The sequence below is a fragment of the Lacrimispora indolis DSM 755 genome (assembly GCF_000526995.1).
GTDB classification, from domain to species: Bacteria; Bacillota; Clostridia; order Lachnospirales; family Lachnospiraceae; genus Lacrimispora; species Lacrimispora indolis.
Genome location: NZ_AZUI01000001.1, coordinates 4,220,694 through 4,247,217, shown reverse-complemented (window position 1 = coordinate 4,247,217; position 26,524 = coordinate 4,220,694). Strand labels below are relative to the sequence as shown.

General features: G+C 45.9%; 28 protein-coding genes and 1 tRNA gene. All 29 read right to left on the bottom strand.

What is annotated here, in order from left to right:
• Nucleotides 1-2 precede the first annotated feature (2 nt).
• The gene (locus K401_RS0120400) at nucleotides 3-830 is read right to left on the bottom strand and encodes a transporter substrate-binding domain-containing protein (RefSeq protein WP_029700924.1); all 828 of its coding nucleotides are present in this window, start codon (nucleotides 828-830) and stop codon (nucleotides 3-5) included.
• Nucleotides 830-1,264, bottom strand: a complete 435-nt coding sequence (locus tag K401_RS0120395) for a NifB/NifX family molybdenum-iron cluster-binding protein (protein ID WP_024294693.1) — start codon at nucleotides 1,262-1,264, stop codon at nucleotides 830-832. The genes K401_RS0120400 and K401_RS0120395 overlap by 1 nt, the downstream gene beginning before the upstream one ends.
• A 26-nt stretch (nucleotides 1,265-1,290) precedes the next feature.
• Complete coding sequence (locus K401_RS0120390; protein ID WP_024294692.1) at nucleotides 1,291-2,589, bottom strand: nitrogenase component 1; 1,299 nt, start codon at nucleotides 2,587-2,589, stop codon at nucleotides 1,291-1,293.
• Nucleotides 2,589-4,052 carry a nitrogenase component 1 gene (locus K401_RS0120385; protein WP_024294691.1) on the bottom strand — a complete coding sequence of 488 codons (1,464 nt, stop codon included), beginning with the start codon at nucleotides 4,050-4,052 and terminating at the stop codon, nucleotides 2,589-2,591. The genes K401_RS0120390 and K401_RS0120385 overlap by 1 nt, the downstream gene beginning before the upstream one ends.
• Before the next feature lie 20 nt (nucleotides 4,053-4,072).
• On the bottom strand, nucleotides 4,073-4,273 hold the full coding sequence (locus tag K401_RS34340) for a cysteine transferase (RefSeq protein WP_438830318.1): 201 nt from the start codon (nucleotides 4,271-4,273) through the stop codon (nucleotides 4,073-4,075).
• Nucleotides 4,213-4,866, bottom strand: a complete 654-nt coding sequence (locus K401_RS31390) for a PLP-dependent cysteine synthase family protein (RefSeq protein ID WP_330363163.1) — start codon at nucleotides 4,864-4,866, stop codon at nucleotides 4,213-4,215. Before K401_RS31390 ends, K401_RS34340 begins: the two co-directional genes overlap by 61 nt.
• A gap of 31 nt (nucleotides 4,867-4,897) precedes the next feature.
• Nucleotides 4,898-5,737: a nitrogenase iron protein gene (gene nifH / locus K401_RS0120375; RefSeq protein ID WP_334291474.1), complete on the bottom strand. Its 840-nt coding sequence runs from the start codon at nucleotides 5,735-5,737 to the stop codon at nucleotides 4,898-4,900.
• 37 nt (nucleotides 5,738-5,774) lie between these two features.
• The gene (locus K401_RS0120370; RefSeq protein ID WP_024294689.1) at nucleotides 5,775-7,061 is read right to left on the bottom strand and encodes a nitrogenase component 1; all 1,287 of its coding nucleotides are present in this window, start codon (nucleotides 7,059-7,061) and stop codon (nucleotides 5,775-5,777) included.
• A gap of 1 nt (nucleotide 7,062) precedes the next feature.
• A complete protein-coding gene (locus tag K401_RS0120365; protein WP_024294688.1) occupies nucleotides 7,063-8,508 on the bottom strand; it encodes a nitrogenase component 1 in 1,446 nt (481 codons plus the stop codon).
• A gap of 15 nt (nucleotides 8,509-8,523) precedes the next feature.
• A complete protein-coding gene (locus K401_RS0120360; protein ID WP_024294687.1) occupies nucleotides 8,524-8,883 on the bottom strand; it encodes a NifB/NifX family molybdenum-iron cluster-binding protein in 360 nt (119 codons plus the stop codon).
• A gap of 21 nt (nucleotides 8,884-8,904) precedes the next feature.
• Nucleotides 8,905-9,777 carry a radical SAM protein gene (locus K401_RS0120355; RefSeq protein ID WP_024294686.1) on the bottom strand — a complete coding sequence of 291 codons (873 nt, stop codon included), beginning with the start codon at nucleotides 9,775-9,777 and terminating at the stop codon, nucleotides 8,905-8,907.
• Between the two features lie 96 nt (nucleotides 9,778-9,873).
• A complete protein-coding gene (locus K401_RS34090) occupies nucleotides 9,874-9,969 on the bottom strand; it encodes a DUF2292 domain-containing protein (protein WP_084492942.1) in 96 nt (31 codons plus the stop codon).
• A 443-nt stretch (nucleotides 9,970-10,412) separates the two neighbouring features.
• Entirely contained in the window at nucleotides 10,413-11,669 is a 1,257-nt protein-coding gene (locus tag K401_RS0120345) for a metal-dependent hydrolase family protein (protein ID WP_024294685.1), read from the bottom strand.
• Nucleotides 11,670-11,673: 4 nt separating this feature from the next.
• On the bottom strand, nucleotides 11,674-12,378 hold the full coding sequence (locus K401_RS0120340) for an amino acid ABC transporter permease (protein ID WP_024294684.1): 705 nt from the start codon (nucleotides 12,376-12,378) through the stop codon (nucleotides 11,674-11,676).
• 5 nt (nucleotides 12,379-12,383) lie between these two features.
• Nucleotides 12,384-13,091, bottom strand: coding sequence for an amino acid ABC transporter permease (locus tag K401_RS0120335; RefSeq protein WP_024294683.1), 708 nt, complete (start codon nucleotides 13,089-13,091; stop codon nucleotides 12,384-12,386).
• 20 nt (nucleotides 13,092-13,111) lie between these two features.
• Entirely contained in the window at nucleotides 13,112-14,002 is an 891-nt protein-coding gene (locus K401_RS0120330; protein WP_024294682.1) for a transporter substrate-binding domain-containing protein, read from the bottom strand.
• Nucleotides 14,003-14,061: 59 nt separating this feature from the next.
• Nucleotides 14,062-14,133: transfer RNA gene (locus tag K401_RS0120325), tRNA-Cys, on the bottom strand.
• A gap of 46 nt (nucleotides 14,134-14,179) precedes the next feature.
• On the bottom strand, nucleotides 14,180-15,154 hold the full coding sequence (locus K401_RS0120320; RefSeq protein WP_024294681.1) for an ABC transporter ATP-binding protein: 975 nt from the start codon (nucleotides 15,152-15,154) through the stop codon (nucleotides 14,180-14,182).
• A 15-nt stretch (nucleotides 15,155-15,169) separates the two neighbouring features.
• Complete coding sequence (locus K401_RS0120315; RefSeq protein ID WP_029700920.1) at nucleotides 15,170-16,036, bottom strand: ABC transporter permease; 867 nt, start codon at nucleotides 16,034-16,036, stop codon at nucleotides 15,170-15,172.
• Nucleotides 16,037-16,055: 19 nt separating this feature from the next.
• Nucleotides 16,056-17,009 carry an ABC transporter permease gene (locus K401_RS0120310; protein WP_024294679.1) on the bottom strand — a complete coding sequence of 318 codons (954 nt, stop codon included), beginning with the start codon at nucleotides 17,007-17,009 and terminating at the stop codon, nucleotides 16,056-16,058.
• A 13-nt stretch (nucleotides 17,010-17,022) separates the two neighbouring features.
• On the bottom strand, nucleotides 17,023-18,681 hold the full coding sequence (locus tag K401_RS0120305) for an ABC transporter substrate-binding protein (protein ID WP_024294678.1): 1,659 nt from the start codon (nucleotides 18,679-18,681) through the stop codon (nucleotides 17,023-17,025).
• A gap of 48 nt (nucleotides 18,682-18,729) precedes the next feature.
• The gene (locus K401_RS0120300; RefSeq protein ID WP_024294677.1) at nucleotides 18,730-19,707 is read right to left on the bottom strand and encodes an ABC transporter ATP-binding protein; all 978 of its coding nucleotides are present in this window, start codon (nucleotides 19,705-19,707) and stop codon (nucleotides 18,730-18,732) included.
• The gene (locus K401_RS0120295) at nucleotides 19,700-20,434 is read right to left on the bottom strand and encodes a gamma-glutamyl-gamma-aminobutyrate hydrolase family protein (RefSeq protein ID WP_024294676.1); all 735 of its coding nucleotides are present in this window, start codon (nucleotides 20,432-20,434) and stop codon (nucleotides 19,700-19,702) included. The genes K401_RS0120300 and K401_RS0120295 overlap by 8 nt, the downstream gene beginning before the upstream one ends.
• Before the next feature lie 2 nt (nucleotides 20,435-20,436).
• The gene (locus K401_RS31980) at nucleotides 20,437-21,153 is read right to left on the bottom strand and encodes a gamma-glutamyl-gamma-aminobutyrate hydrolase family protein (RefSeq protein WP_024294675.1); all 717 of its coding nucleotides are present in this window, start codon (nucleotides 21,151-21,153) and stop codon (nucleotides 20,437-20,439) included.
• A 160-nt stretch (nucleotides 21,154-21,313) separates the two neighbouring features.
• Complete coding sequence (locus K401_RS33660; RefSeq protein WP_084492937.1) at nucleotides 21,314-21,478, bottom strand: YezD family protein; 165 nt, start codon at nucleotides 21,476-21,478, stop codon at nucleotides 21,314-21,316.
• A 6-nt stretch (nucleotides 21,479-21,484) separates the two neighbouring features.
• Complete coding sequence (locus K401_RS32975) at nucleotides 21,485-21,631, bottom strand: hypothetical protein (protein WP_156945295.1); 147 nt, start codon at nucleotides 21,629-21,631, stop codon at nucleotides 21,485-21,487.
• Nucleotides 21,632-22,154: 523 nt separating this feature from the next.
• Nucleotides 22,155-23,795 carry a SulP family inorganic anion transporter gene (locus K401_RS0120275; RefSeq protein WP_024294674.1) on the bottom strand — a complete coding sequence of 547 codons (1,641 nt, stop codon included), beginning with the start codon at nucleotides 23,793-23,795 and terminating at the stop codon, nucleotides 22,155-22,157.
• Between the two features lie 112 nt (nucleotides 23,796-23,907).
• Complete coding sequence (locus K401_RS0120270) at nucleotides 23,908-24,576, bottom strand: Crp/Fnr family transcriptional regulator (RefSeq protein ID WP_024294673.1); 669 nt, start codon at nucleotides 24,574-24,576, stop codon at nucleotides 23,908-23,910.
• A gap of 20 nt (nucleotides 24,577-24,596) precedes the next feature.
• Nucleotides 24,597-26,330: a restriction endonuclease FokI C-terminal domain-containing protein gene (locus K401_RS0120265; protein ID WP_024294672.1), complete on the bottom strand. Its 1,734-nt coding sequence runs from the start codon at nucleotides 26,328-26,330 to the stop codon at nucleotides 24,597-24,599.
• Nucleotides 26,331-26,524 lie beyond the last annotated feature (194 nt).

Below are 26,524 nucleotides of genomic sequence, written 5' to 3'. Positions count from 1 at the left end.
CATTACTCGCTTTCCGTATAATCCCCGCCGATTACATCCTTTGATATCTGTGCAAGCTTTCTGCTTTCTTTTAACTGCTTCACCGCTTCATCCACTGCCTCCTGCAGCTGGGTATTGTCCTTTGCAAAAATGAAATACGTGGATGAGGACTGGATGGGCTCCCCCGTCACCTTTATGACTTCCTTGCCGTTTCCGTAGTTTTTATTCAGCTTTTCCGTATCCCGCTTTGTTAAGATGGTGGCATCCCATACTCCGTTTAAAAGACCGGTAACAGTCTCTTCATCGGTTGAATTGTTCACGTAGTCAATTTTTATGGGATTATCTTCATGATCCTTATTATAATTTTCCAGGATGTACACGGAATTTGACCCGGTAGAGCTTTTTACCTTCCGTCCCTTAAGATCATCAAGAGACTGGATATCTGTCCTGTCATTTGCTACGGCCAGATAGGTTACATAGGTGGTATAAGGTTCTTTTCCAAACAGATACTTTTCATCTCTTTCCTCATTCCATTCATACTGATGAGCTGCAATATCAATCTTACCTGCATCAAGAGAAATCAGCACATTGGCAAAATCAGAGGTCTGATAATCAAATTCATACTGAGGGAGCAGCTCATCCACTGCTTTTAAAACCTGGTATTCATACCCGGCAAGCTCTCCCTTTTCATCTAAGTAGCAATATGGTTCATAGGCGTTGCCGGTCCCAACCACCACTTTTGTGATGCCGCTGTCCGCTGCTGCCGCCTTTTTCCCGCAGCCGGACAGCACTGCCGCCCCCAATGCTGTCAATACTGCTGCCAGAGCAAACTTCTTTATCCCTCTTCTCATCACTTTTTTCCATCCTTTCTATTTGACGTTTCATTTGCCATCCCGCGAAGTGTCTGATGGTGGTCCACCCGGTGAAAATACCAGGTGATTTTCTCCAATGTGTCCTCGATTTTCCCTTCCACATCAAAGGCGCTGACCGCCTTTTTTTCAAGCTGCTTTTGAATGTGGAAGCCGATCTTTTTACAGATGACACAACGGCAGTCTGCTATGGAATCCACCCAGGGATGGCTCTCTTTAGAACTCTGGCAGCCCCCGCCTTTACACCCGTCATTACAGAAAGAAGGCTCCCCGGCTTCTTTTACGGCTTCCCTGATTTCCAAAAGAGCGTACTCACCGCTTTCCCCCACCTCATAGATGAGAAATTTATGGGCTGCCCCAAAATTCACATCAATGTTCACTCCGTCAGAAGATGCAACCGCAATTTTATATGGCATAATATTTCCTCCATGAAACGGATCTGTTAATTGAATCTTGTTCTGGCAACAGAATAAATGTCCTCGATCAGCTTTAAGCCCCCGTCATATCCTGCATAATAGCTGTTCATCACCAATCTTTCGTTCACCGGCCAGGATACATTAAGGAAATGGGCATCGGTCTGCTTTGCGATCTCTTTCTCCCAATGGCCTCCAAGAATCAGGGGATATCCATGATAGTCATGGGCTTTGATCTCGTTGTGGATCTTGTAGCCATCTGTCTCAAAACTCACCTCTGCTTCTATGCCAAAATTCAGTTCCTTAAAATAGGAAAAGACCTTTTCCCTGAATTCTCTTGGGGTGTCATCCGTCACGAACTGCTTTGCGGGAAATAAACCCAGATCATTGACCAGGAACTTCGTAATGCCAAGGGCATATTGGGCGTCGGATACAACCGTAAACTGTTTTGACATGACTCTGGTCTCCAGGAATAAATCCGCATAGCGTTCGATGTAGTAGTAATAATAAGCTTCTTTCTCTGCAATCAGGCTTTCAATCTTCTCCTCTGGCACTCTTGCAAACCCGCCCACTTCCCGAAGGAATTTACTGGTTTCAAAGGCCCCTATGGGGAGCGTCGGATAGTGGAGGTAAGGAATTCCAAGCTTCTTCTCCATGTTCTTCATATTATTAAGCCCGACCCAAGGAGACACCAGCAGGTTAAATTCGGCTTGCGGTATCCTCTTTATGTTACTTAATCCCCTTTGATAGCCAAATATCGTATTCGGCGTAAGACCAAGCTCCTCAACCAGTTTTTCAAGCTCTCTTAAATTTCCCAGCCAGAACTCATCCTGATAAGGCACATCTGCCCATATATTCACCAGATTTTTTACCCGGATATCTGACCGCTCCAAAAGCTGGTCAATGATTGCATCCACCACCTGCTCGTGGCCCTTGTAGTTGTTGCCCTTAAATCCTGCGGTGGAGGCATAGATCACCGGTTTTTTGGCATCCTGAAACCCTTCCACCACTTCTTCGGTGTTGTCACCCACGATCTCCGGGATACAGCCGGTTAATACCACATATAAATCTGCATCAATGACATCCAGGGAATGCTTGATGGTTGACTCAAGCTTTTTAACACCTCCGAATACAACATCCCTTTCGTTGATGCTGGTACAGGGATAGATGTTGGGTGAAAAATAGCCGGAGCTTCCCGAGGAATTGGAAAGCTTCTGGGCACAACCCGGACCGGAATGAAGGACAGGAATCGCCCGTTCGATTGCCTGAACGGTCTGCATGGCGCTCATCGCGCATTTATACCTCTGTTTATCTAAGATCTTCGCCATCAGCCAATCGCCTCCTCTAAGAAGCTTCCCACATCCTGCTTATACCACCAGTCCGTGTAAGGCAGCTTCACTCTTTTTGCCAGATTCTGTTCAAAGCTCCGGTTCCGTATGGTATCTAAAACCGTATGAGCGAACTCCAGGGTATGCTTATATCCGAATATCATGTATTCGTCCGCCACATAGACTGCCGGGGTTCCCTGTTTAATGGCCCATACCGTGGAGCCGGGATGGCGGGAAAGGTATAAATCAGGGCGGTACTTATTTAAGATGTTCATTACCTCAAAGTTCTGCTGGTCCGCCACACTGGCTTCAAAATTGATATTATTGTCAAGAAGATAACTCATGGCAGGGGGAACATCCCCGTTTTCATATTTCTTGTCATAATGCCATGCCAGCGCCCAAACCACTTCAATTCCCAGCTCGTTTAACACTCTCGTTACCTCAAAGGTGTAGCCCGGTCCCATTCCAAGAACCGCTTTTAATCCCTTTAATTCTTTCTTCACCGCTTCTATCTGGGGAATATAAATTTTTCTCTGTTCTTCTATGTAATGTTCCACTTGAAGCTGCTTGCCGGCAACTCTTCCGATTTCCCTAAGCCATGTCTCAAATCCGACGATCCCTAAGGGATTGACGGTCCGGATATAGGGAACGCCGTACAGCTCTTCTAAGCCGTTGCCCAGATAATTTCCAAGAACTCCGCAGATGCATGTCGTAGCAACGGACTCAGATAAATGTTCCAGTTCTTCCACCGTTGCATTGGCATATAAAAAAATGGGCTCTAAATCAAAATTCTTAAACATTTCAATGACTTCATTTCTTGCGCTTTCGAAAAAGTTTTTAAAATTAACGGTGTTTCTTTTCTGCTCTGGCGGCTTTACGATTCCGCTTAACACCGCATGATCGGATATATCAAACCCAGTCGCCCAAATCCGTGATTTAAAGCCCTCACAGTGAACAGCTATGACAGGCACCGGAATCTGGTCCTTCACATCATCCACCACGCTGTCAATATCCTCTCCGATGATCCCCGTGGCACAGGAGCTGCTGACAAAAATTGCCTTTGGCTGGTAACGCCGGTTGACCTCCACAATGATATCCGCCAGCGCTTCTGTGGAGCCGAAAATGGTATCATTCTCATTCATATCTGTACCAATATAGACGGATTTGTTTACGACACCTCTTTTAGCAGCCACCTGATTGGTAATGATGTACTGAGAACTTGCCGTGGCCGAGCACCCGGAAGGGCCGTGGTGAATGACCGCCACATCCCGGATCCCTCCAAGCTGGCTGAGGGCACAGCCGGATAAGCAGGTACTTGACTGGGAAAAACAGCGTCCGCAGCCCTTTAAGCTGCCGCATTTGCTCTGGCTGGCAAGATCATGCAAGTCTCCGACATATCCGGTTATGGAGCCTAGCCGGGTCTCCCTGGTGGCCAGATTTGAATTTGATAAATTAATTGCCATATTTAACCTCCAAACTTTCACTATGCTTCTTCAAAAAGTTTCGTGGACAGGTACCTAAGACCGGTATCCGCCAAAATAACCACAAGATTCTTTCCTTTGTTTTCCGTTCTTTTTGCCACCTTGGTTGCTGCGAAAATGGCGGCCCCGGATGAGGTTCCCACTAAAATCCCGTCCGTCCTTGCAACTTCCTTTGCAGCTTCATATGCCTGATAGGTTTCCACCTCATATTTTTCATCGTAAATGCTTCCACCAGAATATCCACCTTTCCCTCTGTATCCGCCCATATCTCGGGCCCTGTGGCCGCTTCATGAACGGAAGGATTTGCCAGATTTTCGATCTGATTGACAAAGAAGATGTTTTTTTCTTTTGACAGCACTTTCTTCTTTAATGTTCTGACAGCCGCTACAAAATCCCCGCCTGTTTCATCTAACACTGCCTGGACCTCGGGCACCTGGGAAAATCTGGTTGTTTCTCCGCCAAAAGCTTTGATGTTTTTAAACCGCTCCTCACTGACATTATCCTGGACATATACCCTGAAGGAATATCCCCTGGCTGCCGCAATTGCCGCCATGCCGATCCCCGTATTTCCACTGGTGGTCTCCACAATGGTATACCCCAGCTTTAAGAGTCCCTTTTTTTCTGCATCGTCGATCATTGCAAGTGCAATCCTGTCTTTTACGCTCTGGTTGGGATTGAAATACTCAGGCTTTGCTATGATCTTCGCTTCCAGACCGTGTTTTCTTTCATAATTCTCCAGCTCCAAAAGAGGCGTTCTTCCTATGAGTTCGGTGATTGATTTATGAATATTACTCATTGATTCCCTCCTTGATCCAGCACCTTTGTGCTTAGATCTTATAATCGTCATTGATATTCATGAGTCCGAATTCAAAAAGGATCTCCTCCAGCCGTTCCTGGTCCATGGGCGTGGGAATGGTGAAATCCTGATTGTCGATGATTGCCTGAGCAAGATTCCGGTATTCATTTGCCTGGCTGGAATCGGGTTTGTATTGAATGACTGTTTTGCGGTTGATCTCCGCATGCTGCACAATGTTATCTCTTGGAACGAAGTAGAGAAGCTTGGTCCCAAGCTCTTTTGAAAAGGCGCGGAGCAGATCCAGTTCCCGGTCTACGTTCCGGCTGTTGCAGATGATTCCCCCAAGCCTCACCCCTCCGGACTTTGCATACCGCTTAACGCCTTTTGCAATATTATTTGCCGCATACAGGGCCATCATCTCCCCGCTTGCCACAATGTAGATTTCTTTGGCCTTTCCTTCCCGGATCGGCATGGCAAATCCTCCGCAGACCACATCGCCCAATACGTCATAAAACACATAATCAAGATCATCGGTATAAGCACCCAGATTTTCAAGAAGTCCTATGGAAGTGATAATGCCTCTTCCCGCACAGCCTACCCCCGGCTCCGGGCCTCCTGATTCCACACACCTGGTCCCTTTATAACCTTCCTTCAGGATGCGTTCCAGTTTTACGCCGTCTCCCTCTTCCCGCAACGTATCAAGAACCGTTTTCTGTGCCAGGCCGCCTAAGAGCAGCCTGGTGGAATCCGCCTTTGGATCACACCCCACTACCATGACCTTTTTCCCAAGCTCCACCAGCCCCGCCGTAAGGTTTTGGGTTGTAGTGGATTTTCCGATTCCTCCCTTCCCATAAATGGCTATCTGTCTGATTTGTCCCATTGATAAAATCCTCTCTTTCTGATTCGCATTATAAATTGTCGTATAAGTCTTCAATCAAAGTCAGGCTTCCTCTATAGCCCGCGTAAGCCCTGTTGAAAATCAGCCGGTCCTTTATGGGAAATGCCGCTGCGATGCACTGCACCTCTTTAAGGGAACTGATTTCCTCCTCATTGCTGCTTCCTATGATAAGGGTAATATCCTCCTCATCCAAAAGAGCTATATTTATTTCATGCTGGTCCGGACTGAAAACCACCTTAGGCGGCCTTGCATATTCCAGATCAGTAAGCTCACTTAAGATCCTGTCTTTGTCTTCCTGCCGGAATACCGGTTCTGATATGACCACAAGCACAGGAGTAAAACTGTAATCGTTGGCAAGATACCGGGTGATTCCCACGGCAATTGACGCATCCCCGACCACGGCGAATTTTTTCCAGCTCAGGGCACCGATGGCCTGTGCCAGATAGTGGTACACATAATCCTCCTCTTCCTCTATCACCCTATTAACCAACCTGTCATCCAGCTTTAAGGCATGAGCCACTTCAAGGATAAACCGTCTGGTATCACTGGCACCGATGGGAAGACCGGGATAGCGGAGAAAGGGAACCCCGAATTTTTCTTCAAACCTTCCGGCCGGCCCTTTCAATATCCAGGGGTGAATGATAAGGTTTAAAACCGCTCCGGAAGATTTCCTGATGGTTTCAATTCCCTGGTGTTCCGTAAAAAAAGTATTAACCTTTAATCCAAGCTTTCTTAACAGCCTTGCGATCTCCTCTAAGTTCCCGCTCCAAAAGGGATCGTGGTAGGGAATGATCCCAAATACGTTTATAAGGCCTTCTTCCTTTGGGACTCCTTCTTCTATCACCTGATCGATCATGGCGTTCCAGACCACCTCATACCCTAAGTTGCTGTCTCCGGCAAATCCAGGAGTATCTATGGGGTAGACCGGGTATCCTTTTTCCTTAAACCCTTCCCCAATGCTTTTAATGTCATCCCCGATGATTCCTGCCGTACAGCCCGTAAGGACGAAATATGCATCCGCATCAATGATGTCCAAGGCTCCCTGAATGGTTGACTGCAGCTTTTTTGTTCCTCCGAATACCACTTCCCGCTCCAGCATGTTGGTGGAGGGGATGGAAACGCTGCTTACAAAGCTGGAATTCTTATTGCCTGACTGCCCCTGATCGGAAGCAGTTGACTGCATACAGCATCCAGGCCCTGCATGATAAATAGGGCATACCCGGTCTATAGCCCCAAGTACGGAATTTATTCCGGCCAGAACACAGCCTCCTCTGGGGTTTTCAATTATTTCCGACATTTCAATCACCTCCGATTATGTATTTAAATGCATCCTCTTCGTACCAGCTGTCCCTGTAAGGAAGCCTGATATGCTTTGACAGCTTCACATTAAAACCGGGATTTTCCAGCTGTTCGGCAATTTTATTTCCCAAAAATAAAAGTCCGTCATATCCCATGGTAGGCCGTTTCATATCCAGAACATGTGTGGTTGGGATTCCAAGCTTTGCCGCCCACTCGGGAACTCCGATGAACACATCCGGTTTCAGCCTTTTCACCAGATTCACCTGCTCAAAGGGCTGCATGTTGGCAATGTCAAGGACATAGTTGGGGTGAATGGCATTGAGATATTCAATGTCCGCCTGGGCGTCTTCATCATAAGTCGGCGTCTCAAGCCCCACCAGCTCCATTCCGAAATCATCGATCAGTGCGGCCGCTGCAAAGGAACGGCCGGTTCCGCCGCAGATAAATACCCGTTTTCCCTTCAGCCGGTCCTTAATGGATTCCACCAGAGGAAGGATCCGTTCATGCTCACTTTTTATGATCTCTTCTCCTTCCTTTTCCTTACCCACAATCCCTGCGATCCCACGGAACCAGATATCCGTATTACGGACCCCGATGGGCATAACCGTATGGGAATATGGGATGTCATAATCCTCTTTCAGGGTTTTCATGAATTCATCTGCAAATACTTTACAGATGGAAGTGGAAGCCTGGGCTGCGGGGATCTGCTTAATCTTATCTAAGGAGCTGTAAAAAGGAATATAGTTTACAGAAAGCCCAAGCAATGACAGCATCCGCTCCATTTCCTTCTGATCTGCGTAGCTTATGGAAACAGGAGCAAATAAGTTTATCAGGCCTTTTATCTTTTCTAGTTTCTGCTTTTTTAATATGTATTTGTTTATGGAAATAAAGGCCGCGTCAAAGCCGGAAGCACAGATTTTCGATTGAAAGCCCTCGCAGTGAATCGGAATGATGAGTTCCTGCCTATCCTTCTGCAGTTCTTTTACTATGGCATCAATATCGTCCCCAATAATGCCTGAGGCGCAGGAGGCAAATACAAAGATAAGTTTCGGATGATACCTTGATACTGCATCTTCAATGGCTTTTCTAAGCTTGCTTTCCCCTCCGAAGATCACATTATTCTGATCTAAGTTTGTCACAATGATCCTTGGATTTTTAATATGCTTCACTCCCCGGTGTGCCTGCCCCACCCGGTATTGATCCACTGCCAGGGAGGTACAGCCCACGCAGCCCTGGGGAGAATGGGCGATAAAAACGGAATCTTCCAGGGACATTAAGGCCGCCATGCTGTTGATCTGCTGGCACTGCAGGCCCTGGGCAAAGCTCCGGTCCGCTTTCTTTAAACAGCCGTTCTTAAAATCCTCCTCCGCCCGGCTGCCGGTAGAACCCAGATCATTGTACCTGTTTGGATGGCTTTCTCTGATTCCTGAATATATTTCACTCATGGTCATGCCTCCTTTCTAAATATCAATCAATAATTTCCGGACCTCTGTGTAAGAAAGAAGCCTTCGGACAGAATCCTCAATATATCCCGGCAGTTCAAAGACCTCTGTCTGATTCTGTTCCAGGGCGGCCCTTGCACCGGCTCCGATCCGGCTGACCAGGACATAATCACAATCTTCCACCATTGCTGCCAAAAGCTCCAGCTGACTGTCATCATGCTCCTGTCCCCTGCATATGGGAGCTGCTTTACGGCTTTCCACGTATGTGAATGTCATATCCCCGCTGTCAGCCTCCACGATATAAAAGACTTCGGCTCTTCCAAAATGCTGGTTGACTACCTTTCCGTCTGTTGATGCCACTGCAATCTTATACTTCACGGTGTTTCACCTCCCCTTTCTTCAACCGTGGGAAAAGGTATCGCTTCCTGCGATCCTTCTCTGGTATATCATGTCTCCGAAATCCTTTCCCCCAAGCATGCCCACTGCATCGGCACGGCAGTGCTGGCAATGGCGGAAGACATCAATGTGCTTTCCAGCCAAGGTTCTGGCCTCATCGATCTCCTGGCATACAGGTGCGGTTTCATGGGAAAGTTCTGATTGAGGGATCAGGGGGATAATGTTGTAGATGCATGCGCCTGCCTCTTTTACGGCCTTTGCAATAACCTCAATGTGTTCTCCGTTTATGCTGGGCACCAGCACGGTGTTCACCTTTACCGTGATTCCTGCATCCGCTATTTTTCTGATGCCCTTTAACTGGTTTTCTATGAGGATCTCGGCTGCCTGGACTCCCTCATAAATATGTCCATGGTACAGGATCCACCGGTTCAGCCTTGCTTCGATCTCAGGATCCACCGCATTTACCGTAACGGTCACGGATTCCACTCCGATTTCAATGATCTCCTCCGCCCGTTCATAGAGAAGAAGGCCGTTGGTGCTCATGCATTTGATCAGCTCCGGATGGTGTTCCTTTACCAGACGGAAGGTTTCCAGGGCATAATCCGTAGCCAGGGTATCACCCGGCCCTGCAATACCTGCCACCGTAATCTCCGGGCAAAGGGCAAGAGCTTTGTCAAGGACCTCCAAGGCCTGTGAAGGAGTGAGCACCTTAGAGGTCACTCCCGGCCTTTCCTCCTGGTCATTGATCCTTCTGTCGCAGAACTTACAGGAAATATTGCAGCCGGGGCTCACCGGAAGATGGATCCGGCCCACATTGTTTTTATTTCCTCCAAAGCATGGATGTGACTTTTGCAGGTTTTGATATGTATTTGCCATATTAATCTCTCTTTCTCAGCTTTCTTATATTTGGATACAAAAAAGACAACCTTCTCCTGATACGCATTTTGCTTATCAGAACCTCCGGTTGTCCAGTCAGTCCTTTAATCCGATATTTTCTTTTTTTATCTGCACTATTTTTCCATCCTGAATTATGATGGCAATGGAACCATACTTTACACGTCCGGCCATTTCATGGATCAGCCTATGGATTCTTTTTCAGACGGTTCCTCTTTATATGTACCTGACGTTCCCTTGGTATTTCCTGCATCGTTTTGTTCCTGTGAAATGGACCAACGGTATAGTTGATGAATTTTATCATCAATTTCTGCTTATAAAAAAACAGGTACTATTATAGTACCTGTCAAGCCTCTGCTGCGGATCCAGGTATTCTAATACATACAAAAATAAGCTGTATTCATATACATGCACACAGTTTTACAACAACAGCAATCCATCTTTTCAATATTTGAAAAATGATTCGTCCTGGCAGTAACCATTGTTTTTTTCATATGAATAGCATCCTTTCCCGATATATCCTATTATTCTCATAGGTTTTATATGCATTGATTATAATCTTATCTTTTTGGGATGTCAACATCTTTTTCACATTTTTATTTAATTAGTAAATCACTTTATAAAATGTCTTTATAGATTTTCCCATCCTTCATGATCAATTTCATATTGTTCCTGTCCGCCAGTATATCCAGATTCTCAACAGGATTCCCTTCCACAATGCACAAGTCTGCAAAGGCTCCTTTTTCCAATACTCCTATTTTTCCTTCCGGATAGGGATTTTGATAGGTCATAAGCTTTGTCAGCTGGTAAATATTCCCTGTTGCTGCCGCAAGGCCTTTGAAACTGCCAAATCTCTTTTTAAAAAAGGTAAAATCCTCTAATTGATATTTATCTACCCGCTCCGGGTCTCCAAAAGAATCTGTTCCAAATAGTATAGGAAGATCATATTTATGGATCAGTTCTGTAGTAAGCTCTTCTCCCTGCCTTACCATGGCTGATTTTCTCTTTATATATTCCGGTGTAGACTCATTATGCCAGTTTCTGCCGCACTGGGGGCCGGCTGTTACCCATATTCCATTGGCAGCTATGATCTTAGCCGTTTCTTCATCCATCATCGTCGCATGCTCAAAGCTTTTAACCCCGGCTCTTGCGGCCCTTTGCATGGACTGTGGCGTATAAAGATGTGCCATGACATAAGTTCCGTAGTCCGATGCCGCTGAAACTGCCGCCTTCATTTCCTCCAGGGTAAACTGTACGGTCTGAACCGGGTCATAAGCAGAAGAAATCCCGCCTCCTGCCATGATCTTTATTTGGGAAGCTCCAAGAAAAAGCTGTTCCCGCACGGCTCTCAGCACTTCTGCCACTCCGTCTGCCAATACGGTGCCCTTACTCTGCAAGGCAGCAGAGGTATAGATTCCGTCGGTCAGCCGGTATTCTGCCCGGCTTGCTCTTGTATCACCATGACCGCTTGTTTGGGAAATAAAAGCATTTGATGGGAATATCCTTGGCCCTTCCAGATATCCGTTATCAATATTTTTCTTTAACCCAAAAGTCACGCCTCCTGCATCACGAACCGTTGTAAACCCGCGAAGAAGCATATCCCGGGCAAACCGGACGGAACGGACTGCATTTTCATCCTGCCTCATAGCATCAGATATACCTGCTCCGTTGAAAAACAAGTGAACATGGGCATCTGTAAGCCCTGGTATCACGGTTTTATTTTTTGCGTCAATAATCCTGTCAAAGCATTCCTCTGAAAACTCTCCTTTCAAGATCTCTTTTACCAGGTTGTTTTCAATTACAACCGACGCATTTTCCTTTAATTCTATATGCCTTCCATCAAATACACCGGCATTTTTTATTAATATTTTCATATGCTTACAGTTCCTTTCTGTATCTTCCAAGACGCTGTTCCAGGGCATTGCCGCCCCATTGAATGATCAGGCTGAACAGCCAGTAGATCAAAGCTGCCGCCAGATAAGCTTCAAAGAAGCAGTAAGCCGCGTTGGCATATTTTAAAGCACCGTTTAATATGTCCATCACTCCGATCAAAATTACCAGGGAAGTGGCTTTGATAATAGAAATAATGCTTCCTGCCAGGACAGGAACCAGAACCAGTAAAAGCTGGGGAAAAACAATTCGGCAAAATGTCTGATTAGGGGTCAGGCCAACGGAATATCCCGCCTCATATTGTCCCTTTGGAATAGAAGCAAGGGCTCCCCTTATATTTTCAGAAAGCTGGGTGGTACAGGTGAAAGACAGTGCAAAAACTCCTACATACAGCATATGGATATCATTTACCCGGACTGCCAGACCAAGCGCCTTTGCAAAATCATTAAACTTCATGGCAAATACAAGTCCTGATGCAACGATTAAAAGATTAACGGGAACCGCCTTAAATATAACAACATAAAGATCAAGGAAAAAAGATAGTCCTTTGATCCGATATGTTCTTCCAAGGGCGATCAGCGTCCCGAATATAATCCCGATAATCAGGACCAGTGCTGCAATATACAGGGTGCCTGGGATATATCTGACCGCGTTCCAGAAACATTCCACAATATAATTTAATTTTATATTCATATTCCTTACGCCTCTTTTATTTTCTTTTCATAATTTAACTGTTCTGAAAGACAGACACAAAAGCGTTCAAGTATAAAGCTCGCCACTACAAAGATAACTGCCGCACAAAAGTATCCCTCTAACGTATGAAATGTAACGGTTCCAATTGCCTTGACCTTTCCCATCATATCCGTGACACCCAGCATATAGGCTAAGGAAGTGGCAGGAAGAAGTCCCACCAGCATGGTGCTGAAACCGGGAAGCAAAACGCGGAAGGCCTGAGGCATGACGATCCGATAAAAAGTCTGGGTTCCGCTTAATCCGACGGAGTATCCTGCTTCTGCCTGGCCAGCAGGCACTGATAATATCGCTGCCCGTATATGCTCTGACAAAAAACCGGCTTCATTTAATCCGTAGGCTATGTATACAAAAATCAGTTTATTCCATTCTGATGTGATATTGTTTCCCACAAGGGCCGTAATGAAAAGGGGCATTCCATAATACACCAGAAACATTTGTACCAGAATGGGGGTCCCTCTTACAAAGGATACATATACGGCTGACAATTGGTTTAATACAGGCAGTCTTTTGATACGGATCATTGCGATAGCAGTTGCCAGTACAATGGCAATTGCAATGGAAACCAATACAATGTTTAAGGTAACCGGTAATTTTGAGAGTACCTTTGGAAAATATTCCATTACCCGCTGAAAGGAAAAAAAATCACCTGCCATGATTATCTGCTCCTTTCTATTTATTTACTTAGATCTACGGTATAATCGGCGCCCAGAACTTTTTCGGAAAGTTCCTTTTGCCAGCCGGAATCCAGCAATTCCTGCTGTATTGCATCAATATCCTGCTTAAGCTGTTCATCGCCGTAATTATAGATAAAATAGCAGCCGTTCAGCTTATCAGGGCTATAAAACAGCTTGGAACCGGCAACATCAAAAATATCTCCATATGCCGCTTTATCCAGGGCATCTACAAATGGTATACTGAGGAGCCCGTCGTAAATACCGCTGTTTAAGCCTGCCAGATGCTGTTCCGTTGTTCCGTCATCATAAATAACGGTAATCGGGTTATCCGGATGCTCCGTGTTATATTTTTCTGCCAAGTAAGCCACATTGGAAGATGTCTGTACCGCAATTTTAAGTCCGCCTAAATCTTCTTCACTTTTCACTGATATTCCTGAGCCTTTTGCAACCCTGAAATTATATCCGGTATCAAAAAAATTCCCTACGGTTCCATATAAGTATTTTTTTGCCCGTTCTTCATTCCAGCCGTAATGATGCACAGCAATATCATAATTATCTGTATCAAGACCTACTAAAATATTTTTAAATTCCGTAGGCTCATACTTAAATTCATATTGGGGAAGCTGTTCATCTATCTTTTTTAATGTCTCATAATCATAGCCCTGCAAATCTCCATTCTCATCCACATAGCACATGGGATTAAAGCTGTTGCCAATCCCGATTTTAATGGTTTTTACAGACGCTGATGATTCTCCCTTTGCTGTGCTTTCTGCCGATCCGCCGCCAGCAGGCACATCACCTTTTAAACTGCATCCTCCTGCTGCAGCTGCCATAACGGCCATTAATAAAACTGCCAAAGCCTTCCTGCATCTTTTTACACATTTTTTCATTTTCCATTCCCCTTTCTTGTATTTCTTATTAAATAAACAGTCATATTTCTGTTCATCAGCGATGCCGGTTGGATTTGAACCAACAATCTAAGTTTTGCAGACTCTTGTCTTTTCCCCCTGACTACGGCACCTTATCCTCTGTTATCTAAGTCATGGAACGGACAGACTTCCCTATGGTCATACATTCACATACTTCCAGCATGATACTTCATGAGTCCCTTCTTCCACCGGCGGAGGTTCCTGCGTCTTGCACCGTTCCATGCAATCGGGGCACCTGCCGGAAAATCTGCATCCCTTTGGCATATCACCAAGAGGCGGAACCGTTCCTTCAATGGAATAAAGGTCCTTTATTTCTCCGTCCAGCCTTGGTATGGATCTTAGCAGTCCTCTCGTATATGGATGAAGAGGATTGGTAAACAGTTCCTTTACTGGGGCATATTCAATGATCCTTCCAGCGTACATGACAGCCACATGATCGGCAATCTCCCATATGACTCCCATATCATGGGTGATCAGGAGAATGGACGTTTTCAAATTCTGATTTAATTCTTTCATCAGCTCCAGTATTTGTGCCTGTATGGTCACATCAAGAGCCGTCGTCGGTTCATCGGCGATCAAAATCCTGGGGCCGGAAGAAACAGCCATGGCTATCATCACCCTCTGTCTCATCCCACCGCTCAGCTGATGAGGAAATGCCTTCATCCGCTCTGCTGCTGCCGGGATCCCTACCATGCCAAGGAGCTCCAGCCCTTTCTCATAAGCTTGTTTTCTGGTGATCCTGCTATGGGCCCTCAGCATCTCGGTCAGCTGTTTTTCTATGGTATATACGGGATTTAAAGAGGTCATGGGTTCCTGAAAGATCATTGAAATGTGCTTTCCCCTGATTTCTCTCATCTGCCTGCTGCCAAGTCCTGCCAGATCCACCCCGTCATATAGGATCTGTCCCCCGCTTATTCTTCCTGTTCCCTGGGGCAGAAGGCCCAGTATAGAAGAAACCGTCAAACTTTTTCCGCAGCCGGATTCTCCAACTATTCCAAGTGTCTGACCTGCGTTCAGGGTAAAGCTCACCCGATCCACAGCTTTCACCGTTCCTTTGTTTGATATTTTAAGTTGGATCTCCAAATTTTTTACTTCCAGTAATGGCCTGCTCATAGGAAGACCTCCTTATCAGGACAATTTCATCTTAGGATCCAGGGCATCCCGTACCCCTTCACCTATAAAATTAAAGCTTATTACAGTAAATATGATCAGGAAGCCGGGCGGTATCCACATCCATGGCCTGAGCATAAGATTGCTTAAATTCTGAGCGGCATTAATTAAGTTCCCCCAAGAAGCTTTGGGCGCCTGAACTCCTACTCCAAGGAAGCTGAGTCCTGATTCCGTTAAGATCGCGCCTCCCACCCGAAAGGAAAGGATCACCCATACAGGTCCTGCAGCATTAGGAAGTATTTCAGTAAAAATAAGGGACCAATTATTTTTCCCTGCCGCTCTGCCTGCCTCTATGTACTCTTTCTTACTGATGGATAACACATTTCCGTAAATCAGCTTTGCAATTGCGGTCCAGCCCATCACACCTATTATTAGAATCACGGTAAGAAGAGAGGGTCCTGCTACGGAAACAAGAACCAGTATGAGGATCATACTGGGAAAGGACATAAACACATCCGCAGTCCGCATGACTCCTGTTTCCCATATTCCTCTATAATATCCGGCGAGAAGCCCCAGCGGCAGACCGATGGACACACTGATGAGAGTGGATATAATGCCAACCAGCAGCGATACCCTGCCCCCATATATGGTGCGGGCAAACAAATCTCTGCCAGCAGCATCCGTGCCCAGCCAATGCTTTAGAGTAGGGCCTGACAAAAAGCCAGCCTCCCCGTCGCTGATGTACGGATCCATGCGAAAGATCAGAGGAAAAAGTACAACCACCCCAATCTCTGCCAGAATATAGCACAGCCCGAGCATCGCCCTTTTATTTTTTTTAAAGCTTTGAAAAAGAGCCGTCTGCCTGCCATTTTTTCTAAATGCCATAATTAACACCCTTTCCTGTTTAACCATAAGTAATCCTGGGGTCCAGTAAACCGTACAAAATATCCAGAATTATGTTGGTTATTAAAACAGCCGTTGCAATCAGAACGGCGATCCCCATAACGACCGGATAATCTCTGTTGCTGATGGAGGCAATCATCAGGCTCCCGATCCCCGGCCAGCCAAAGATCTGTTCCGTTATGGTTGAGCCTCCTATGATATGTGGGATCTCAAGAAGCACGGCAGTCACCACAGGAATCAGTGCGTTGCGCAGCCCATGCCTTATAATTACGTTCCATTCACTGATTCCTTTTGACCTGGCTGTTTTCATATATTCCTCATTGAATACTTCCAGGCAGGCCCCTCTTGTCTGCTTGATCAGGCCTCCTATTGAACCAAGGCAGATCACGGAAGCAGGCATTATCAAATGAATCGCATAATCAGGAATACTTCTATCGGAAACCTGATACATGCCTTTTGAAGGAAGCATTCCAAGCTTCATGCTGAAAATATAAATTCCTAAAATACTGATAAAAAAACCAGGCAGCGTAGCTCCTGCCAGCGCCAGAAAAGAAGAAACAGAATCCCACTTGGTATAAGGTTTATATGCGGCCATGATCCCAATGGGAATCCCCAGCAGGACCGCGAAAAAAACTCCTGTCCCCGTAAGCAGCAGGGAGGGAAATATTCTTTGGGATATGATCAGGGATACTTCCTGATTGCTCCGGTAAGACACACCCAGATCTCCTTTCAGAAAATCTCCCAGCCAGATAAGGTATCGTACAGCCACCGGCTTATCAAGCCCTAAGGAAGCCTTTAAATCATTATACTGTTCTGCACTCAGCTTGGTATCACTGTCTGTCAGAATGTCCAGCGCACTTCCCGGAGCCAGGCTCATCAGTATGTAAACAACTGCTGTAATTCCAATAAATATGGGAATGCCAGTTAATATCCTTTTGACAATGTACCTCCACATGGTCTGCTCCTTACTATTTTTTCACCCATTCCCATACATTATCATTGCACATGCCGGCAGCTTCGTAATCCACATTCTCAATGGTCTGGGACTGGACAAAAATGGTTCCGGAGTGCCAGAGAGGGATAAATGGTGCATTTTCAAATACAAAAACCTGATAATCGTTTAACAGCTGCTTTCTTTTTGCGTTGTCGGTCTCATCGTATATCTTCTGCCGCCACTCATCATAAGCAGGATCTGTAATGGAAAAATCGTTTTTCACACTGCTGCTGAAATTATTGGCAAACCACAGCGGATAGGAAGTTCCCTGATGACCGGAAATACCGATATCATATTTTCCTTCTTTTAAGCCGGTAAACATGGTTGCCACATCGACCGTAATAATTTCCACCTGTATCCCCGCTTCTGCCCACTGCTGCTGCATTAAGGCAGCAAGACTGGAACGTGATTCCCCGATTGCCATTTTGTATACCTTCCCCGGATCATAACCTGCTTCCGCAAGCAGCCCCTTTGCCTTATCCAAGTCTCTGCCTGTACTCAAGTCTTTATTATAATAATCGCTGCCTGGAAGGACATAAGTAGCAGAAGCTGATCCCAGCCCCTGAGTACTCGCCTTAGCCAGCACTTCTTTGTCCAGAGCCTCATTCATGGCAAGCCTTATCCTAAAATCGGAGATACTGTCATTGTTTAAGATCACTTCCACAAAATTAGATTTGGCCTTGGATTCTGTAATTTGAAAACCAGAGGTCTCTGCTACTTTTCTGTCGTCCTGGTTATTGATCCCGTTTCCAAAGGCAAAATAATCCAGCTCCCCGGATATCAGGGAAGATAATGTGTTAGAAGAAGCTATGACATTAACGACAAGCCTTCCAAATCCGGGTGCGCCCAGATAATAATCCCCATTAGACCGGAACACAAGCTGACTCCCCACGATTTCCGACTCATAAATGCAGGGACCTGAGCCCACCGGAGCTTTCCAGTAATCGGCAGCCTTAATTTCGTCAATGCTGTAATTTTCCAGAAGATGCTTAGGAAGAACATAGAAGTTCCGGTTATACAATACCAGAAAGTCTTCCGGAGAAAGCGGGTTCTTTAATGTCAGCTTCAAGGTATAATCATCAGGCGCCTCTGCTTTTACAGATCCTTCCCCAGTAGCTTTTCCCGAACTGTCCGTGCCTTCCAGAAAACTGAAATAGCCGCTGTTGCTTAAAACCAGATCCGGGCTGGTAATCAGATTTATGGTATAAACCCAGTCAGAAGCTGTCAATTTTTCTCCATCCTGCCATTTTGCGTTCTGGTTTAAATGAAAAATAATGGTTTTTCCATCACCCCCGCTTTCCCATGAGCCGGCATTCCTGGGTTTGATCACCTGGCCTGCCTGGCTGACAAATGCCAGTCTGTCATATATCTTATCCCAGATCAGCTGGGAATACATGGAACCTGATGGGGAGTCATAAGGATTTAACGTATCCCAGGCAGTAGACATAGCATAGTTGACAGTAGAGCCCTCAACGTCCTTGGGATCTTCAGACGTTGTCTGTGTACTGCTCTCCTTTATCTGAGGCTCATCCGTATTGGTGCTTTTAGAGGCCGGAGAGCTGCATCCGGTCAGAAGAACGCCTGCAACGTATACCCCCAGCAGGAATGATTTAAAATGTCTGTTATTTTTCATAATCTCCTCCATTCTGCCGTTCAAGCGGCATTTATAAACGATTTTATTTCAACTGTGTATGTTAAAACAAGCAGCTTTATGGTTTGCCCCGGCCGGTAAAAGCCCGGGTTCTGATTTCTGGCATCGGGAATCCGCGTAAGGGCACCGGTTTCTGAAACGGCAGCCGGCTAAAAGCTCCAAGGGATTTGGAGCCTCTCCCTTTAATATGATCCGGCTCATTTTTACATTGACATCAGGAACGGGTATGGCCGACATCAGAGCCATTGTATAAGGGTGAGCCGGATGTTCAAAAACTTCCTTTTTTGATCCAATCTCCACAATTGTCCCAAGATACATTACTGCAACTGTATCACACAGATACCTTACCACACTTAAATCATGGGAGATAAAAAGATAAGACAGATCCAATTCTTCCTGCAGCTGCTTCATCAGTTTCATCACCTGGGCTCTCACAGAGACATCCAGGGCGGATACCGGCTCATCGCAAACAACAAACTCCGGCTTCATCACAATGGCTCTGGCAATCACCGCCCTTTGCCGCTGGCCTCCTGACATCTCGTGGGGATATTTATGAACCTGGTTTTCCTGCAACCCAACATGCATCAGGATTTCCCGTACCATATCCCTTCGTGCTTTCTCCTGCTCTATTTTATAAACATCCAAGGGTGTAATCACGGATTCAAAAATCGTTTTCCGGGGATTTAAAGATGCATAAGGATCCTGGAAAATAATCTGCATATTTTTTCTTAAAGGCCTCATCTTTTGAAAATCATAGGATTCTATTCGTTGTCCCTGAAACAAAAGCTTTCCGCTTGTAGGTTCCTGCAGCTTAATCATAGTCCTTCCAAGGGTTGATTTGCCGCAGCCGCTCTCGCCTACCAATCCCAAGGTCTCTCCTTTATGTACAGTTAAATCGATTCCGTCAACAGCCTTTAAAACCTTTTTCTTCCCCCTGGATAAGCCTTTATTTACAATAAAATGCCGGGACAGCTCATCTGCCTCGATGATTATCTGGCGTTTATCCATAAGATCCCCTTTCCTCCCCGCCCGCCTTCATTTGAAGCTTTCTGCTGCCGCATATCTTTACAAATGCTTCGAACATAGGGCTCATGTCAATTCCTTCCGGAGGATCTATAATATCTCCCCGCATTCTTTCCGGATGCCATTCCACACCGTAAACAGGCAGTGTATCATGTTCGATGGCTTCGATTACACGGTCATTGGAATAAGCGGCTGCCTTTAAGGACTTGCCAAGGATTCCGATTTTATTATTGTGACGGCTGTTTACATAGAATTCTTCTCCAAACAGCTCATGCAAAAGAGAACCTTTTTCCGTTTTTACAGAATGCTGGATGAGCATGTGCTCGATTCCTTCCGTATATTTAAAATTCCGTATTATTGTGCCCCCCTGCTGCTCATTGATTACCTGGTGACCCAGGCAAATTCCCAAAACCGGTTTTTTTGCTTTTACAAATGCCTGATAGATGGAAGCATCAAAAATACTCCTTTTAGGTTCCTCCTTCTGGACCGCCTCTGAAAGCTCCGGTTTTGGTGAAAAGGAAACAGAGCCCGTTAAGATCAGGCCGTCAGCCTTATCACAATAATCCTCCGTCAGTTCAAGCTCTATGGGAAGCAGCGGAACTCCCCCGGCCGCCGCCACCGCTGTGGTATAGGTTTTATTGACCATTACGGCAGGTTCTAAAAACTGCCTGTCATAAGCAGGACCTCCGCAGATCAGAATGACTGGTTTCATGCTTACTCCGCTCCTTTACATATTTGAATAAAATAATGAAACAGTGAGTGGTTTTGTGCCCCGGTATTTTCATTAAGAGGGTTCCATCCGATTCCCAGTATCGGGAGATCATCGTGTTCCAAAGCTTCTATGCATTCCTTTTCCGAAAATGCTGTGGGCCGCATATTGATCCCCAATTTACTGATTCCAGGAATTTTAAACAGCTCCGCCGGAAAGCTGCTTCCTGACAAAGCAAAGAGTCTGCTCTTTGGCTCCGGATACACAAATTTCAGTTCCCCTGACAGATCCTGGTCCAATTCTTTTTTCTTTTTACTGTCGGGTAAATAAAGAGTGCCTCCCAATGCCGTATTGATGACCTGCATGCCTCTCCCGATCCCCAAAACAGGCTTTCCTGCTTCAGCAAACAGGGTAAATAGAGTAAATTCAAAATCATCTCTGGTAGAACAAATGTCCCGCATTTCCTTAAAATCCGTATAATACTGGCCGTAACGGCCTCTGTGTATGTCGGGACCATGGGAAAGGATGAGCCCATCAGATAATTCTACATATTCTTTTGCCATCCGTATATCTTCCGGCATAAACGGCAGGCCTCCGTTTTTTGCAGCATAGCCGGTATATTTTCTGTTCATGATAAAATTTGCCGTGCCAAAAGAAGGATCAAATCCTTCTTCCCCGGTAATTAATATAACCGGTTTCCAGTCCTTATCTTCTTTTTTCAAAATAACACCTCTGTCATGGAATAATCAGGTTCAGGCTAAAGAATCCGCCCAGCTGCCACTTTAATCGCGTTTTCTCAGCTTTCTTTCTCAAATCAGGATACAAAAAAAGACAACCTTCTCCTGATAAGCATTCTGCTTATCAGAACCTCCGGTTGTCCAGTCAGTCCTTTAATCTGATTTTTTCAATTTTTTCGATCTGCACTATTTTTCCATCCTGAATTGTAATGGTAATAGAACCATACTTTACATGGCTGGCCATTTCATTGATCAGCCTGATGTATTCTTTCTCAGGATCAGGAGCATTTGAATAGGATATGGGAATCACCTTCTCTCACTTATGGATCGCTGCCGGGCCTGTATCTTTTCCAAGGCCCTGGTTCTTTTTCTCAGGTGGTTCATTTTTATATGTATCTGACGCTCTCTTTGTATTTCCTTCATCTTCCCGGCCGCGCAGATTGATCCAATGGTGTAATTGCATTTGCAACTATATTTCCTGAACGCGGAGTGCGCAGTCCCGGAAGGTTTTTATATCAGAGGATGTACTTTCCCATGATATAAAAAAAACAGGTACTATTATAGTACCTGCCAAACTCCTGCTGCCACGGACCAGGTATTCTAATACATACAAAAACAAGCTGTATTCATACATATGCACACAGTTTTACAGCAACAGCAATCCATCTTTTCAAAGCTTGCGGAATGATTATTCCTGGTAGAAACCATTGTGTTTTTCATATGAATGACATCCTTTCTTAGAATACCCTATTATTTTTATAGGTTTTATATGTATTGATTATAATATCATCTTTTTAAGATGTCAACATTTTTTTCATAATTTTACGATATTTTTTTAACAACTTGTCCGTTTTATCTCTATTTACTCACTGTTTCAGACTTCCGTCCCATATAAAATAAGACGTGATGAAAGATTAGCACTCTGCATGGAAAAATGCGACAGGATCATTAAAAAGTGAATAAAACCGTTGTCCTTGCCGGTATTTTTATAAAGCGGAGGCACGTATCAATGCCTCATCAATGCATCCCGCAATATTTTCTCTTCCCATATCCTCTAAGAAACCCGCTTTTTCCATTACCCACATCGGCTGTTCATTTACATGGGACAATACCAGTATGACATTTTTTCTTTTTAAATTGTGGTAAAGCTTCTTTAGGCTCTTTAAAGCGGTGGCATCCATAGCCGGAACGCTTCTCATCCGCAGGATGAGCACCCGCTTTCCATCCTCCAAAACTACCTTGGATATCTTGTCGGCAGCTCCAAAGAACATGGGACCATTGATCTCAAATACGGCCACATGCCTTGGGACAGGCTTTAAATCAACAGAATCTCCGTCACAATCCTCTTCTCCATCCTCCAGATATCTCCAGCCGTTTACCTCTGCCACATCTGCCATCCGCTTCATGAACAGCAGGGAGGCGAATACCAGGCCAACGCCAATGGCCATGACAAGGTCAAATACCACAGTCAGAACAAAGGTAACCAAAAGCACCGACCAATCGCTTTTAGGTGAAGTCTTTACAATGGAAAGAAACTCTCTCCACTCGCTCATATTATAGGCAACCATAAACAGGATCGCCGCAATGGCCGGCATGGGGATGAGCGCCGCATAAGGCATGAGGAATATGAGGATCAGCAAAAGAAGAACTGCATGAATCATTCCTGCCACTGGGGTCCGTCCCCCGTTTTTCACGTTGGCGGCGGTTCTCGCAATAGCGCCTGTAGCCGGAATTCCTCCAAACAGGGCGGAACAGGTATTTCCCACTCCCTGGGCAATCAGTTCCATATTGGAATTATGCCTGCTGCCTATCATGCCGTCAGCCACCACGCAGGAAAGCAGGGATTCAATGGCAGCCAGTAAGGCGATGGTCACTGCATCCGGCATGACCCTCTGCATCATGGAAAGGGACAGTTTGGGAATGTGGAAAGCCGGCAGACTGGGCGAAATGGTATACAAATCACCGATGGTGTGAACCGGAATATCCAGCGCCTTTACCAGAACGGCAGTGAGAATGACAGCGACCAAAGAAGGCGGCACCTTCTTAAAATACCTTGGCCAGATGATGAGTACGGCAAGGGCAGTCATTCCCACTGCCAGTGCCATGGGATTAAAGGTTCCCAGGCAGCTGATCACCTGCTCCAGCTTTTCCATGGTCTCCACCGGCGCTTTTTCAAAGGTGAGTCCAAGGAAATCCTTTATCTGGCCGATAAAAATCGTCACTGCAATTCCGGTAGTAAAACCTGTAGTAATGGTATATGGGATAAAACGGATCAGGCTTCCAAGGCGGAAAAAACCCATAATCACCATGATGATCCCGGCCATAATGGTTGCGGCAGCCAGACCGTCAAGCCCGTTCTTTAAGACAATACCGGCCACAATAGAGGCAAATGCAGCCGTAGGCCCTGCGATCTGCACCTTGCTTCCGCCTAAAAGGGAGATCACAAAGCCTGCAACAATGGCTGTATAAAGCCCCTGCTCCGGTGTCACGCCGGAAGCAAGGGCAAGAGCGATGGATAGGGGCAGAGCAATGATCGCCACGATGATCCCTGAAACGGCATCCTTTACAAACTGCTCCCTTGTGTAATGCTTCATTGATAAAAAAAACTGGGGGATAATATCCTTCATCTTTTCTGTTCCTCTGTATAGTATAAATTTTTTATAAACTTTTTATAATATAACTGTGAAAAGAAAAGAATGCAAGGGAATTTCCCATGTTCTTTAAATAATACAACAATTCTTACCTCAGACTGTCGGCAGCCAGCAGCTCCAGCCCCTTTTCATCAAGCAATTCTACGCTTCCTCTGGTGATTTTTACCAGGTGATCCGTCTGAAACAGCCGCAAGAGTCTGGTCACCACTTCTCTTGCTGTTCCTAAGTGATGGGCGATCTGCTCGTGAGTGATGGAAAGTTCTCTGGAGCCGGTAAGCCTTCCCTCTTCTAAAAGAAAGGCAGCCAGGCGGCCATCCATTTTTTTGTTTAAGACCTGATCCATCAGCCACATGACATCGGAGAAACGGGAAGCCATCAGCTCATTGGTAAAATTAGAGACAACTGCCGACTGCTCCATCAGCTTCTTGTAAACCTCCGGCAATACCACGGTTACCACAGAGTCCTGCTCCGCTTCCACCGTCACATCAAACTGAATGTTTTTTACCATACAGGGGCCGGAAAAAAGGCAGATATCCCTCTCAAGCAAACGGTAAAGGGTCAGCTCCCGCCCCTCATCGGATATCATAAAAACTCTCAGCTGCCCTGCCGTTACAAGCAAAAGCCCGCTGCAGCCGTCAGCCCCGCCATGGACCAGCATGCCCTTTTCAAACCGGACTTCCCTGGCATTTTCTTTTAAGAGCATTCTCTGACTCTCCGTCAGCTTATTCCAGAAAGGAAGGTATTCTCCCAACACCATATCATCAAACCTCCATGCGCCTAAGAACTTTGAAACGTAATTTCATCATTGCAGTCAAAGAGTGCAAAACACTCCTCATAGCCCAGTCTTCCGGATTTCAGTTCTTCCGCCATCAGAAGCAGATTCATGGAATTGATCGCTGCCCCGCAGATTCCCGAACGCATCCGGATGTTATCAAGCCTTTCCTTAAAACCTCCGGTAAAGGCCCCGGAAACAAAAGCAAAGTGATACCGCACCACACCTTTGTCAAAAATTTCCCACCATTTATTCGGATTAAGCTTCTCGTCCCGTTTCTTATTTTCCTCTATGTAGCGGTATATCTCGTCAGCCTGTTTAATGGGAAGGGAATACCCCTTTCCATAAGCCTTATTATCAATAATCAGCCCGTCTTCTCCGTAATACACGCACACATCCGGTTTTCTGGTATCACCCAGCCTGGCCCCCTTAAAATCCAGCTCAGCCGTCAGCAGCTGGGCCGTCTGTATCTCATAATCCCTGTCCGAAGTGCCGTCAAATCCCAGATCCAGGAGGATTAAATACTTATGATCCACATGGGTCAAATAAGACCTTAAATAATCCTTGCAAAGGGATACCTCTGATTTCACCGGCACCGGTCCAAGGCTTGCGGCAGGCAGGTCCAGGCCGGTTATTTCCTCCATGATCCGGTAGGTATTTCCGGTCCTTTTTACTTGAAGGCCGATATTTTCAAGGCTTCGGATGTCATCAAGGATCGTCTCTTCCTCTTCTTCCATGCCAACGCCCTTTAAATACTCCTTTACCTGCAAAGGAGAGCGGTAAGCCCCTTCCAGATACTTTATAATATGGGTCCTCCTGCTGCGCAGATATTCCCGGTCAGCCACCTTGGTAGCCAGCATGTCCCACATCACCCGCTTGGGAATTCTGGGAAATTTTGAAACTCCGGTAACATGCTTTAAAATGGTCCTGCCCTTTAACGTCAGCTGGTAAGACTGGGGGATGGTTCCTGTATAAGTCCGCCCTCCTATGGAAAGGGATACCTCCTTTGCCACCTTGCTGATCCAGCCCATCTGTAAAAGCCAGCTGCAAATGGTCCTGACGTATTTGTCACTGGTGCCTTCCGTATCCTGAAGAAGCTTTGTCTTCTCTTCTTTTGTCTCCGCTTCCGTCAGCCCCTGGAGGATCATATACTGGGGAATGGAAGTAAAGCCTGCCTCTCCGATGAAACCAAGCCTTGCTCCGATCTCAAATTTTGTCAGATGCCCTTCTTCTCCCAGCAAAGACAGAACCCTGCATACGGGAGGGTAAGAAAGAAATGCGGTTTTTAACGCGGAAGCCTCCTCTTCGCTGCCGGCAGGTGCATCCGCATACAGCCGTCCCAAGGGAGAAAGGGAACAGACATCCTCTTTCCGGATGTAATGAAGAAAACCAATGCTGACTGCCCATCTTAGAAAGGAATCCGCAGGCCAGTCGCTTTGGTATTCTTTCCGCTGTCCCGGCAGCACTGCCTGGATGATCCCGGAACAGGGGGCATTGCTTCTTGTATAGCCCACAGGTGTCCCCTTTCCCTTTAAATGGGTATAGGGGATGGAAATTTCCTCTCCGCCTAATTCCCGTATAAACTCATCTCTCCCGTCTTTTTCCGATATGAGCCTGGGGATCTTATCCATGCGCAGGATCCGGTTGATCTCTGAATCAGGCACAAACGCGGATACCACATTTTTTAAATTATCCAGGGTATAGGCCTCCTGTACCCAGCCAAATGTACGATCTGCCACTGTTAATTCCTCTCTGCTTTTCCTTTTTTCTGCCGCTGTTATCCGTGCAAAGCTCACCCTGCTTCACCGGGTGTAAAGGGATACCCATAGGGTGTTTTCTTTAGTATACCATAGCCTCCCGGGATTGACCATGTCATTTTCCATGTAAGGAGCAATGGGTTTGATTTGTTATGACCCTTTTCTTGTGATATAAT